The sequence below is a fragment of the Clostridium aquiflavi genome, assembly GCF_031344075.1.
GTDB classification, from domain to species: Bacteria; Bacillota; Clostridia; order Clostridiales; family Clostridiaceae; genus Clostridium; species Clostridium aquiflavi.
This window is the reverse complement of sequence record NZ_JAVJAN010000035.1, coordinates 1-13,872: the sequence shown is the minus strand read 5'-3', so window position 1 is coordinate 13,872 and position 13,872 is coordinate 1. Positions and strand designations below refer to the sequence as shown.

The 13,872-nt window shown below is 27.7% G+C and carries 13 protein-coding genes; 7 read left to right on the top strand and 6 right to left on the bottom strand.

The window, feature by feature from the left end:
• Nucleotides 1-6 precede the first annotated feature (6 nt).
• The 6 genes from mnmE to rpmH all read right to left on the bottom strand — a co-directional run bounded on the left by mnmE (nucleotide 7) and on the right by rpmH (nucleotide 3,890).
• Nucleotides 7-1,377, bottom strand: coding sequence for a tRNA uridine-5-carboxymethylaminomethyl(34) synthesis GTPase MnmE (mnmE, locus tag RGC78_RS12630; RefSeq protein ID WP_252216588.1), 1,371 nt, complete (start codon nucleotides 1,375-1,377; stop codon nucleotides 7-9).
• A gap of 278 nt (nucleotides 1,378-1,655) precedes the next feature.
• Entirely contained in the window at nucleotides 1,656-2,282 is a 627-nt protein-coding gene (jag, locus tag RGC78_RS12625; protein WP_252216590.1) for an RNA-binding cell elongation regulator Jag/EloR, read from the bottom strand.
• Nucleotides 2,283-2,329: 47 nt separating this feature from the next.
• Entirely contained in the window at nucleotides 2,330-3,109 is a 780-nt protein-coding gene (locus RGC78_RS12620; RefSeq protein WP_252216592.1) for a membrane protein insertase YidC, read from the bottom strand.
• Between the two features lie 25 nt (nucleotides 3,110-3,134).
• Complete coding sequence (gene yidD, locus RGC78_RS12615) at nucleotides 3,135-3,344, bottom strand: membrane protein insertion efficiency factor YidD (protein WP_252216637.1); 210 nt, start codon at nucleotides 3,342-3,344, stop codon at nucleotides 3,135-3,137.
• A complete protein-coding gene (gene rnpA / locus RGC78_RS12610; RefSeq protein WP_252216594.1) occupies nucleotides 3,316-3,693 on the bottom strand; it encodes a ribonuclease P protein component in 378 nt (125 codons plus the stop codon). Before rnpA ends, yidD begins: the two co-directional genes overlap by 29 nt.
• Nucleotides 3,694-3,755: 62 nt before the next feature.
• Nucleotides 3,756-3,890: a 50S ribosomal protein L34 gene (rpmH, locus tag RGC78_RS12605; RefSeq protein ID WP_252216606.1), complete on the bottom strand. Its 135-nt coding sequence runs from the start codon at nucleotides 3,888-3,890 to the stop codon at nucleotides 3,756-3,758.
• Nucleotides 3,891-4,425: 535 nt separating this feature from the next.
• On the opposite strand from rpmH, the gene dnaA reads away from it, so the two are divergent.
• The 7 genes from dnaA to gyrA all read left to right on the top strand — a co-directional run bounded on the left by dnaA (nucleotide 4,426) and on the right by gyrA (nucleotide 13,364).
• On the top strand, nucleotides 4,426-5,796 hold the full coding sequence (dnaA, locus tag RGC78_RS12600) for a chromosomal replication initiator protein DnaA (RefSeq protein WP_252216607.1): 1,371 nt from the start codon (nucleotides 4,426-4,428) through the stop codon (nucleotides 5,794-5,796).
• A 260-nt stretch (nucleotides 5,797-6,056) separates the two neighbouring features.
• Nucleotides 6,057-7,157: a DNA polymerase III subunit beta gene (dnaN, locus tag RGC78_RS12595; RefSeq protein ID WP_252216609.1), complete on the top strand. Its 1,101-nt coding sequence runs from the start codon at nucleotides 6,057-6,059 to the stop codon at nucleotides 7,155-7,157.
• Between the two features lie 38 nt (nucleotides 7,158-7,195).
• Nucleotides 7,196-7,402 (top strand): RNA-binding S4 domain-containing protein, encoded by a 207-nt coding sequence (locus RGC78_RS12590; RefSeq protein WP_252216617.1) that lies wholly within the window; start codon nucleotides 7,196-7,198, stop codon nucleotides 7,400-7,402.
• A 74-nt stretch (nucleotides 7,403-7,476) separates the two neighbouring features.
• On the top strand, nucleotides 7,477-8,562 hold the full coding sequence (gene recF / locus RGC78_RS12585; protein ID WP_252216619.1) for a DNA replication/repair protein RecF: 1,086 nt from the start codon (nucleotides 7,477-7,479) through the stop codon (nucleotides 8,560-8,562).
• Between the two features lie 14 nt (nucleotides 8,563-8,576).
• Nucleotides 8,577-8,837, top strand: coding sequence for an extracellular matrix regulator RemB (gene remB, locus RGC78_RS12580; protein ID WP_252216622.1), 261 nt, complete (start codon nucleotides 8,577-8,579; stop codon nucleotides 8,835-8,837).
• 47 nt (nucleotides 8,838-8,884) lie between these two features.
• Nucleotides 8,885-10,792: a DNA topoisomerase (ATP-hydrolyzing) subunit B gene (gyrB, locus tag RGC78_RS12575; protein WP_252216624.1), complete on the top strand. Its 1,908-nt coding sequence runs from the start codon at nucleotides 8,885-8,887 to the stop codon at nucleotides 10,790-10,792.
• 22 nt (nucleotides 10,793-10,814) lie between these two features.
• Nucleotides 10,815-13,364, top strand: coding sequence for a DNA gyrase subunit A (gene gyrA, locus RGC78_RS12570; protein WP_252216631.1), 2,550 nt, complete (start codon nucleotides 10,815-10,817; stop codon nucleotides 13,362-13,364).
• The last annotated feature ends 508 nt before the right edge of the window (nucleotides 13,365-13,872 follow it).

The following is a 13,872-nucleotide window of genomic DNA, read 5'->3' as shown; positions in this document are numbered from 1 at the left end:
CCACTCCTACTTTCCTACACAAAATTCACTAAAAATCTTGTTTAATACATCCTCTTCTAATTCATCACCTGTTATTTCCCCAAGTGCTTTCATTGCTGACGTTACATAAATAGAAATTAAATCTAAAAATTCATTAGCATTGACTCTATCTAATGCTACTTCACAATTTTCCAATGATCTATATAATGCTTGCTTATGTCTAACATTAGAGACTATTAAACTCTCACTATTTATATCTCCACTAAAAAATAACTCTTTTATTTTATTTTTTAATTCATCAATTCCATAACCAGTTTTAGCTGAAATATTTATTTGATTATCCAAATCAATATCTGCTATTTTTCTATCTAAATCCGTTTTATTTAATAATACTATGTGATTCTTGTCTTTTATAGTATTAATTATTTCCTTATCTTCCTCTTCCAACTCTCTAGATGAATCTAATATTAAAATAATTAGATCTGCTTCTTCAATCTTTTCTCTAGATCTTTCAACGCCTATCTTCTCAACTGTGTCCTCAGTCTCTCTTATCCCTGCTGTATCAGTTATTTTTATAGGTATACCATCTATATTTAAATACTCTTCGATTATATCTCTTGTAGTACCAGGAATATCTGTTACTATAGCTCTTTTTTCTTTTAATAGCACATTAAGTAAAGATGATTTTCCTACATTAGGCTTACCAATAATAACAACATTAAGACCATCTCTAATTATTTTACCTTCATCTGCCCCTTTTAATAGTTCCTTAACTTTTAAAATAGTAGTTTTTATTCCATCTTTAACCCTTAAAACTAAAGTATCATCAATATCTTCATCGTCTTCTGTAAAATCTACTCCGTACTCAATTAGTGCTAAGGTATTTAATAAATATTGTCTTATTTCTTTAATTTGCTTTGATAAAACTCCACCACTTTGCATAAGTGCTGACTTCATAGATAAATCTGTTTTAGCTTTTATTATATCAATAACTGCTTCAGCTTGACTTAAATCAATTCTACCATTTAAAAATGCTCTCTTTGTAAATTCTCCTGGTTCTGCAACTCTTGCACCCGCTTTAATAACCTGATTCATTACACTATTTGTTGATATAACACCACCATGACAGTTAATTTCTATTATATCCTCAGTAGTATAGCTATGAGGTCCCTTCATATAGCTTATAATAACCTCGTCAATTACATCTTTACTCTCAAGCTCTATAATATGTCCATATCTCATAGTATAAGTTTTCATTTGTTTTAAATCTATATTATTTTTACTAACAAATATTTTGCTAATTATATCTAATGCTTTACTTCCAGAAATTCTAATAATAGAAACTCCACCCTCACCAATAGGGGTTGCTATACCACAAATGGTATCAAATTCTCTCATAATCTGATTCTCCTCATGTTATTAATTTTGTGATTTATTTGTATTATTATAACCAATGAATATCGAATTAGTCAAAATCACATGCATTAGCTCTATTTTATCAAATTATTGATATCTGCATAAGTAAATTAAACTAAGTAATTGAACTTATGAATACTAAAATGAGTAAAGTCCAATTACAATGCCACTTTACCTACTATATATATGAAAATATGTTTAAAATATAGCTATATATTAAATTAAAACCAAAAAGGAAAGCCTCATCAAGGCTTTCCTTTTTAATTCTTTTTAAGTTCTACAACAACTCTTCTAAAAGGTTCTTTTCCTTCACTATAAGTGTTAACAAATGAATTATCTTGTAAAGCTGAATGAATTATTCTTCTTTCATAAGGATTCATCGGTTCTAGTCTAAATAGTCTGCCCGTTCTCTTTACTTTTTCAGCAGTTTTATTTGCAACATTCTTGAGAGTTTCTTCTCTCTTTTTTCTATAATTCTCTATATCAAGTACGATTCTTTTATATTGAATGCTGCTATCTTTGTTAATCATTAAAGAAATAAGGCATTGTAATGAATCTAAGGTCTCTCCCCTATAGCCGATAAGCAAGCCTAGTTTATCACCTGACAAACTTATATTTATCACATTATCTTGTTCCTTAATATCTATTTCTGCCTTTATGCCCATAGAATCAAGAATTTTGTTTATAAAATTTCTTATATCATCAATATAGTTATGTTTTAAGGTTACTTTTATTCTAGCTCGTTTAGTACTTATAAAGCCAAATAACCCTTTTGAACCACGTTGTAAAACCTCAACATCTACCATATCTTTTGTTGTATTTAACTCAAGTAAAGCTTTATTTAAGGCTTCTTCAACATTTTTCCCCTCTAATTCCACTGATCTCATTCCCTAATTCACCACCTTATTATATAAAGAAAGTATATATTAAAAAATTATTTTTTCTTTTTACTTTTCTTCTTTGTACTAGCTAAATTCTTAGGTTCTTCAACAATCATAGAAAAACTAGAATCTGAAGATTCTGAAACAGCTGTTTCTGCAGCTGCTAATGCAACCTTTTTCTTAGCTGGTAAATAATTTAAGAAATATGTTTGTATAGTTTGAATAACATTTCCTATTATCCAATATAAAACTAATATTGATTTAAAGTTTATTGACATAACTCCCATCATTACTGCCATAACTAAGCTCATAGTACCCATATTCATAGGTGAATCGTCCATTGGAGTAGCTTTTGTCATTAAGTAAGATGGTAAGTATGTTGATAAGGCTGCTAAAATAGGTAATATCATCGTCTTATCTCTAGCACCTAAATCTGCAATCCATAAAAATGATGCTCCATTCATGCCTTCTATTCTAAAGAATACATAATATAAAGCCATTAATATTGGTAATGGTAATAATGATGGAACACATCCTCCAGTTAAACTAACATTATTTTCTTTATAAAATTTTCTCATTTCTTCATTTAATTTTTCTGGATTACTCTTATATTTTTCTTGAATCTTTTTCATTTGCGGTTGAACCGCTTGCATTTTCTGAGTAGACTTTGCTGCTTTTATGTTAAGTGGCAATATAAGTAGTCTAATCATTAATGTAAATATAAGAATCGCTAACACATACGATAATCCAACATCTGAAACACCTAGGTTTAAGATGGAATCATGTAGATAATTGAATATATTAGCCATAAACTGAATTATCTTTTCAAACATTAAAATCTATACCTCCTAAACTTCATTACTTTACAGGATCATACCCACCTTTACAAAAAGGATTACACCTTAAAATTCTATACAGAGCCATTAAACTTCCTTTAATAACACCGTACTTATTTATGGCATCCAATGCATACTGTGAGCAAGTTGGCGTAAATCTACAACATGGACTTCTCCCAGGTGAAATAGATTTTCTATAAAATTTAATTAGACTTAATACAACTTTTTTCATCATAATATAAGCCTGCCTTTTTAATTAAATTCTTCATCGCCTTTTCAGTTTCAAAATAATTACTATCTCTCATAGGATTTCTTGCTACAAACACACAATCATATCCTTTTAATATATTATTATAATTTAATCTAAAGCTCTCGCTTAATAATCTCTTACATTTACTTCTAACAACACTGTTTCCAACTTTTTTACTTACAGAAATTCCTACTTTACTATATGCGATACCATCTTTGTCTTTGTTTCTTTTATTTTTCAATACATATAGAACCAAAGTCTTATTAGCAAATGATTTCCCTCTTCTATATACAATTATAAATTCTATATTTTTTTTTAATCTATAAATCATACGGTATTTCCATTACTCCTTTTTTCCTGCATTTGCAGAAAAAAGGCCACTTAATGCGGCCCTTATGCTGTTAATTTTTTTCTTCCTTTTTGTCTTCTATTTCTAAGAATGTTTCTTCCTGATTGAGTGCTCATTCTTTTTCTGAAGCCATGTTCCTTTTTTCTTTGTCTCTTTTTTGGTTGATAAGTCATGAACATTTAAAATGCACCCCCTTAATTTTTATTATTTATAGTAAAAACTATACTTTGCGGTTATTTTAAAATTACTTTTCTATTATATATATATCCTAATTTTCTGTCAAGATACAGTCTATTGTTGATAAATATTTATTAAACATAATATTTTTGTGGATAACTTATTGAATCTCCCTGTTTACTTATGATATTATAAATACTATAACTGTGAATAACTTAATTTAATAAATATTTATCCACAGCTGTGGATAAATATGTGAATAACTTGTTTACTTTTAATTTTATTTTTTAAAATTATTTTATATTTTCTCACTATAATTGAAATTATATACTATCGATTGATGTTTATATCTATTTTTTATAATTGTTGATAAGTATATAGTTTAATTTTTTTTCTAAATAAGTTATCCACATGTGTATAAGTTTATTCGCTTAGTCAACAATTAAAATATATTGTTTATTATATTGTTAATATCTTGTTAATAATTTATATATACCTTAAAAAAAATTTTTTTTTAATAATATTTGGAGGATAGAGATGGATGCTGACCTAAATAAATTATGGGAAAAAACCTTGAATATAGTAAAAAGTGAAATGAGTGAAGTCAGTTTCAATACTTGGATTAAAAGTTGTGAACCTATTTCTATATCTGATAAAAGTATAAAAATAAGCGTTCCAAATTCTTTTACTAAAGATATTCTAGACAAAAGATATAAAAGTTTGGTTGCTAATTCTATAGAAGCTGTTTGTTCTAAATTATATGATATAGAATTTTTAATAGAATCAGATCTTAATAATGAAGATGAATTAAATAGTAATGATAACTCTAGTAAAAGTATGAATAAAAATTCTAGAAGAAATATAGTTGTAAATGATGAAATGTCTTCAACTTTAAATCCTAAATATACTTTTAATTCATTTGTAATAGGTAATAGCAATAGATTTGCTCATGCAGCTTCACTTGCCGTTGCTGAAGCTCCTGCTAAAGCGTACAATCCTTTATTTATATATGGAGGCGTTGGACTTGGCAAAACGCATTTAATGCATGCAATCGGACACTATATTTTACAAAATAACACTAAAGCTAAAGTCGTTTATGTTTCTTCAGAAAAATTTACAAACGAATTAATAAACGCCATCAAAGATGATAAAAATGAAGAATTCAGAAAAAAATACAGAAATGTAGATGTTTTACTTATAGATGATATTCAATTCATTGCTGGAAAAGAGCGTACTCAAGAAGAATTTTTCCATACTTTTAATGAACTACATGACGCAAATAAACAAATAATTCTATCATCTGATCGTCCACCAAAAGAAATTCCAACATTAGAAGATAGATTAAGATCTAGATTTGAATGGGGCTTAATTGCTGATATTCAAGTACCAGATTTTGAAACTAGAATGGCAATTCTTAAGAAAAAAGCCGATGTAGAAAATTTAAAAGTAGCAAATGAAGTTATGGGATACATTGCTACAAAAATTAAATCTAATATCAGAGAGTTAGAAGGCGCATTAATAAGAATAATTGCTTATTCATCTTTAACTAATAGAGAAGTTACTGTTGATTTAGCTTCAGAAGCATTAAAAGATATAATTTCTAAAAAGCAAGGTAAACACGTAACTATAGCATCAATTCAAGAAATAGTTGCTAATTATTTTAACTTAAAAATAGATGATTTAAAATCTCAAAGAAGAACTAGAAATGTAGCTTATCCAAGGCAAATAGCTATGTATTTAAGCCGAAAACTAACAGATATGTCTTTACCGAAAATAGGAGAAGAATTTGGCGGTAGAGATCATACTACTGTAATTCATGCTTATGAAAAAATATCTGAAAATCTAAAGAATGATGAGAACTTACAGCATACTGTTTCTGACATTACAAAGAAGGTTTCTCAAAATTAATTAACATATGTACATAATAAGTATTGAATAACTTGTGGATAACTATATTTTAATAATACTATGTTGAAAACTGTGGATAAGGTATGCTTTTAGTTACCGACTTATCCACAATCTTTTTGCATAAAATTCCGTTGATATTACTAGGATTACAGTACTTATCAACAAATTAACAGCCCCTACTACTATTACTATTATATATAAATATATATCTATTCTAATTAAATTTAAAAATATATGTGAATAATTAAGGAGGATTTTTTATGATCTTTATATGTGAAAAACATAAATTATTAGAGGGTATTTCTATAGTTCAAAAAGCTATTACAGGAAAATCAACAATGAAAGTATTAGACGGTATTTACATAAATGCTACTAATGATGGTTTAAGATTAATAGGTTCAGATATGGATCTTAGTATTCAAACATTAGTTAAGTCAGATGTTTTGGACAAAGGTGAGATAGTTATTGATGCTAAAATATTTGGAGAGATTATTAGAAAACTTCCAAACTCTGATATAAAAATAGAGACAATAAAAGAAGATGTAATACAAATTACTTGTGAAAAATCAGTTTTCAATGTTGTATGTATGAATGCTGATGAATTCCCTTCATTACCTAATATTAACGAAGATTTAAAAGTAGAAGTTAATGAAAGCATTTTAAAAAATATGATTAAGGGAACCTCTTTTTCTATTGCACAAGATGAAGCAAGACCTATTTTACAAGGGATATTATTTCAAGTTAAAGATAGAACTTTAAATTTAGTTGCACTTGATGGATATAGATTAGCTATAAGAAGTGAATTTTTAGATAATGATATTAATTTAGAGGTTGTTATCCCAGGAAAGACATTAGTTGAAGTATCAAAAATTCTAGAAGATCATGATAAAAATGTAGATATAACATTTACTAATAATCATATATTATTTAATTTAGAAAATACTAAAATTATATCAAGATTACTAGATGGAAAATTTGTTAATTACATTTCATTATTACCTCAAGAACATAAATTATTAGTCACCGTAAAGAAAGAAGAATTACAAAACGGTATAGAAAGAGCATCTTTAATGGCCAAAGATGGAAATAATAATTTAATCAATTTAGACATTAAAGAAGACACTGTAATAATAACATCTAATTCTCAATTGGGAAAAGTTAGGGAAGAAGTCTCAATAAATTTGCAAGGCGATGAAATTGAAATTGCATTTAATTCGAGATATTTATTAGACGTTCTTAAGAATATGGAAAGTGATGAGATAATTTTAGAAATGACATCAGGAGTAAGTCCATGTGTCATAAAAGAAAAAAATGGAGAAAATTCTCAATATTTAGTTTTACCAGTAAGACAAATGAGATAAGGAGGAAGTAAATATTTATTAATATTTATGCAAAAATTATGAATAAAATTGAGATCAATACTGAAATTATAAAATTAGATGCATTTTTGAAATGGAGTGGAATAGCTTCTCTAGGATCAGAAGCTAAAATTTATATACAAGAAGGTTTAGTAAAAGTTAATGATGAAATATGTTTGCAAAGAGGAAAAAAATTGAAAGTTGGAGATGTTATAGAATTTAAAGATGAAAAATTTGAAATAGTTTAGTATAGCTTTTTAATTTTCTTAATAAACAGGCTATAACTTTTCTATTATGATATAATTGATTATAGGTGTATTTTATGTATATAAAAGCGATAATGTTGGTTAATTATAGAAATTATAATAATTCAGAGTTAAATCTTAGTGAAGGTGTTAATGTGTTTATAGGTGATAATGCCCAAGGTAAGACTAATATTTTAGAATCAATTTACTATTGTGCATTTGCTAAATCTCACAGAACATCACGAGATAAAGATTTAATAAATTGGAAAGAGAACGAAGCATATATAAGTTTACTTGTAGGAAAAAAAAGATTAGACAAAAGAATTGATATAAAAATTTTAAGAGACGGTAAAAAAGCTATAAAAGTTAATTCTATAAAAATAAATAAAATAGGAGAGCTTTTTGGAACTTTTAACGTAGTTATGTTTTCACCAGAAGATTTAAAAATAATAAAAGAATCTCCTGGGATAAGAAGAAAGTTTCTAGATATGGAGTTATGTCAAATCAATAAAAAATATTATTTTAATCTAGTTCAATACAATAAAATATTGAATGAAAGAAATATAATTTTAAGATCAAGAGATTTTAATAAGGATATTTTAGAGATATATGATTTACAATTAATAGAATATGCTGATTATATTGTTAAAGAAAGGTTAGAATATATAGATAAGATAAATTATTATGGAAAATTTATTCATAATGAAATAACTTCGGGAAAAGAAGACATAGTTTTCAAATATGATTCAGGAATAAAGTTTAAAGATAATTTCAAATATGCTTTTCTAGAAAAATTAAGAAGTAATTTGTTAAGAGATAGAGAACAAGGATTAACATCAATAGGCCCGCATAGAGATGACTTTAATATATTAATAAATAATATAGATGTGAAAAAATTTGGTTCTCAAGGTCAACAAAGAACTGCAGTTTTAACTATGAAATTTTCTTCACTTAAGATTATTAAAGAAATTACAAAGGAATATCCGATTTTATTACTTGATGATGTTCTTTCTGAGCTTGATATAAATAGAAAGCGATATGTATTGAGCACTCTTAATGATATACAAACAATAATTACTTGTACCGGTATAAATGATTTAGAAGATTACTTAGATGATAAATCTAAAGTGTTCAAAGTATGCAATGGAGAAATAGTGAATTAAAGGAGGAATATATAGTGTTTTTGCATTTAGGAGAAAATGTTGTAGTTCCTATAAAAGATATTATTGGAATATTCGATTTGGAAAATACTATGTATAGTTCAGATACTATACAATTTTTAAGATTAGCAGAAGAAGATGGCTTTGTACAAAGAATTACGAATGAAAAACCTAAATCTTTTGTTATTGCTGAAGTTAATAAAATGAGTAAGATATATCTTTCACCAATATCTTCTGCAACTTTAACTAAAAGAACTGATATAGAATATAATTCGTAAGTTAAAATTTTAGTTATAAATATTTTTAAATTTAGGAGGAGTCTGTTTTGGAACAAAATAATCAAAGATATGATGAAAATCAGATTCAAGTACTTGAAGGGTTAGAAGCTGTTAGAAAAAGGCCTGGTATGTACATAGGTAGTACTAGTTCTAGGGGACTACATCATTTAGTATATGAAATAGTTGATAATAGTATAGATGAGGCTTTAGCTGGATACTGTAAAAACATAGAAGTTAAAATTAATGAAGATAATTCTATTACTTCATCTGATGATGGAAGAGGAATGCCAGTTGGTATGCATCCTAAAATGCATAAGTCAGCAGTTGAAGTAATAATGACAATACTTCATGCTGGAGGAAAATTTGGTGGCGGAGGATACAAGGTATCTGGTGGTTTACATGGTGTTGGTGCCTCTGTTGTTAATGCTCTTTCAGAAAAATGTATTGTTACAGTAAAAAGAGAAGGACATATATGGAAACAAGAGTATAGCAAAGGTAAAGTGCTTTACGATTTAAAACAGGTTGGTAATACTGAAGAAAGCGGTACAACAATATACTTTAAACCTGACGCAGAAATATTTGATGAAGTTTTATTTGATTTTGATACATTATCTCAAAGATTAAGAGAATTAGCCTTTTTAAATAAAGGTATTAATATAACATTAATTGATTGTAGAAATGATAGAGAAGAAAATTATTATTATGAGGGTGGAATAAAATCATTCGTATCTTATTTGAATAGAAATAAGACACCGTTACATCCAGAGCCTATATACGTAGAAGGAATAAAAGATAAAGTTTCAGTTGAATTAGGATTACAGTATAATGATGGATATACAGAAAATTTATTTTCTTTTGCTAACAATATTGACACAATTGAAGGGGGAACCCATTTAGTTGGATTTAAAACAGCATTAACTAGAGCTTTTAATGATTATGCAAAAAGATTTGGATTTATAAAAGAAAATGATAAGAACTTTTCTGGTGATGATATAAGAGAAGGTCTTACAGCAGTAATATCTGTTAAAATTGAAGATCCTCAATTTGAAGGCCAAACTAAGACAAAATTGGGTAATAGTGAAGTTAAAGGAATAGTAGATTCTATAGTTAGTGAATATATAGGAATATTCTTAGAAGAGAATCCTGGAACAAGTAAAATAATTATAGATAAGGCTTTAATGGCAGCTAGAGCAAGAGAAGCTGCTAGAAAAGCAAGGGAATTAACAAGAAAATCTGTATTAGAAAGAACAACATTACCTGGGAAATTAGCAGATTGTTCATCAAAAGATCCTAGGGAATGTGAGATTTATATAGTCGAAGGGGATTCAGCTGGTGGATCTGCAAAACAAGGTAGAGATAGAAAATTCCAAGCTATTTTACCTTTAAGAGGTAAAATAATGAATGTTGAAAAACAAAGATTAGATAAAATATTAAATTCAGAAACTATAAGATCAATGGTTACTGCATTTGGTGGTGGAATAGGAAAAGATTTTGATATTGAAAAAATTAGATATAATAGAATAATAATTATGACTGATGCCGATGTTGATGGTGCGCATATAAGAACATTATTATTAACATTTTTCTATAGATATATGAGAGAATTAATAGAGCAAGGGCATGTATACATTGCGCAACCACCTTTATTTAGAGTAGGTAAAGGTAAAAAAGAAACATATGCTTATTCTGATGCTGAGTTAGATGCAGTATTACAGGATATGGGTGGAAAAGATAATTCGGTAGATATTCAAAGATACAAAGGTTTAGGAGAAATGAATGCTACTCAATTATGGGATACAACGATGGATCCATCAAAGAGAATTCTATTAAAGGCTGAAATTGAAGATGCAATGGCAGCTGATGAGATATTTACTATCTTAATGGGAGAAAAAGTTGAACCAAGAAGAGAATTTATAGAGCAAAATGCTAAGAATGTTGTTAATTTAGACATTTAGTACTTAATATGAGGTGAAGTACATGGAATTTAATGAAGGAAAAATTATATCTGTAGATATAAAAAATGAAATGAAAAAATGTTATATAGACTATGCTATGAGTGTTATAGTAGGTCGTGCATTACCAGATGTTAGAGATGGGTTAAAACCTGTTCATAGAAGAATATTATATTCTATGCAAATTTTAGGATTATCACCTGAAAAGGGATATAGAAAATGTGCTAGAATAGTCGGAGACGTTTTAGGTAAGTATCATCCACATGGAGATAGTTCTGTTTATGATGCATTAGTTAGAATGGCTCAAGATTTCTCAATGAGATATATGTTAGTAGATGGACATGGAAACTTTGGTTCTGTTGACGGCGATGGTGCTGCAGCAATGAGATATACAGAAGCAAAGATGAATAAGATAGCTGTTGAAATGTTAAGAGACATTAACAAGAATACAGTTGATTTTATGCCAAACTTTGATGGTGAAGAAGAAGAACCAACAGTTTTACCGTCTAGATTTCCAAATCTTTTAGTTAATGGATCATCAGGAATAGCAGTTGGAATGGCAACTAATATACCTCCTCACAATTTAGGAGAAGTAATAGATGGCACAATAATGCTTATAGATAATCCAGAATCTAGTGTACTAGAGCTTATGACTAAAATTAAAGGACCTGATTTCCCAACTGGAGCAACAATAATGGGTCATGCAGGGATTAGATCAGCTTATGAAACTGGAAGAGGTAAAATAGTAGTTAGAGCTAAATCAGATATTGAAGAAGAAAATGGTAGACATAAAATAATATTTACTGAAATACCTTACCAAGTTAATAAAGCTAAACTTATAGAAAACATTGCTGAATTAGTAAAAGATAAAAAGATTACTGGAATATCTGATTTAAGAGATGAATCAGATAGAGAAGGTATGAGAATCGTAATCGAATTAAAGAAAGATGCTAATCCAAATATAATATTAAACTTATTATATAAACATACAAAACTTCAAGATAGTTTTGGCGTTATTATGTTAGCATTAGTAAATAACGAAACAAGGGTTTTAAATTTAAAAGAGGTATTAGTTCATTATATAGACTTCCAAAAAGAAGTTATAACAAGAAGAACTACATTTGAGTTAAATAAGGCAGAAGCTAGAGCGCATATATTAGAAGGTTTAAAAATTGCACTAGATAATATTGATAGAGTAATAAGTGTAATAAGAAACTCATCTACAAGTGAAATAGCTAAAAATACTTTAATGGATGAATTTAATCTTTCAGAAAAGCAATCTCAAGCAATCTTAGAAATGAAATTAAGAAGATTAACAGGGTTAGAAAGAGATAAAATTGATGATGAATATGATGAATTATTAAAACAAATGGAATATTTAAGATCTATATTAGCAAGTGAAGAAAAATTACTAGGAGTTATAAAAGATGAACTTTTAGAAATAAAAGCTAGATATGGAGATGAAAGAAGAACTAGTATTGAACAAGATATGAATGAAATTAATATAGAAGATCTTATTCAAGAAGAAGATGTAGTTATAACTTTAACTAAATCTGGATATATAAAGAGAATTTCAGCAGATGTATACTCAGCACAAAGAAGAGGTGGAAGAGGAATACAAGCAATGTCAACGAAGGAAGATGATTTTGTAGATCATGTAATGATAACTTCGACTCATTCAGATGTATTATTCTTTACTAATAGAGGTAGAGTGTACAAATTAAGAGCTTATGAAATACCTGATGCTGGAAGGCAAGCAAAGGGAACCAATATAATTAATTTAATAGCTATTGAACCAGATGAAAAAATACAAACAGTATTAACAGTAACAGATAAGCGTAGAGATGGCTATTTATTTATGGGAACTAAGCAAGGTATTGTAAAGAAAACTCACTTAAATGAATTTAGAAATTTAAGAAAGAATGGACTAATAGCTATAAACTTAAGAGAAAATGATGAATTATTAAAAGTTAAGATTACTTATGGTGATGCTAACGTAATGTTTGTTACTCAAAATGGTTATGCATTAAGATTTAATGAAAAAGATGTTAGACATATGGGTAGAACTGCATCTGGAGTTAAAGCTATAACATTAAAAGGTGATGATGTAGCTGTATGTATGGATATTGCAGTTGATGATGAAGAATTATTAGTTATTAGTGAAAATGGATTTGGTAAGAGAACTCCTGTAAGTGAATATAAGATTCAACATAGGGGTGGAGTAGGTCTTATAACTTATAAGATAAGTGAAAAGACAGGAAAGTTAGTTGGTGCTACAGTTTGTAAGATTGATGATGAATTAATGCTTATCAATACTAATGGTGTAGCTATAAGAATAAATGTATCAGATATATCAAAAACAAGTAGATCTGCTATGGGTGTAACTCTAATGAGAACTAATGAAGAAGAGAAAATAGTTGCTATAGCTAAAATACTAAAAAGTGATGATGAAGATTTAGAAGAAAATGAATTTGAATCTAATGAAGAAATTGATTTAGTAAATGAAGATAATAGCTTAGATGAATTAGTAGAGAGAGCAGAAGACCATAGTGAAAATGATATTGATATAGAATAGATAAAGAATTTAAGTGATAAAATAAAAAAACTATGTAGGATTTTAGTTACTCCTACATAGTTTTTTTGTTTTATATAGGTATAAAATGCTAAATAAAAGCTTAGTTTAGAGATATAAAGTATATACTAAGAAGTAATGTCATCCTGGCGTGTCAATATAAGAAATATGAAGAAAATAAAAGTAAAATAAAGAATAGTATATATATTTTTACTATATAGAACTATACAATAATAGAGCTGTATAATATATATGGTAAGATAAAACACGTCGCTGAGAGATGCGATGAACAAGTTTAAGAAAATTAAGTTTTTAGAAATTGAATTTCAACTTAAAAAAACTTGTTGACAAGAAATAACTTAAGTGATATACTTAAGAAGTCGCTTGAGGGCGACACAATAAAACAAAAGTTGACAAGAAAGTCAACAATGAAAATTTGGTCTTTGAAAATTGAACAGAAATCAAGAAACATTAAAATAAACCAGCAATTCTTTATTTGAGTAAGTCAAGA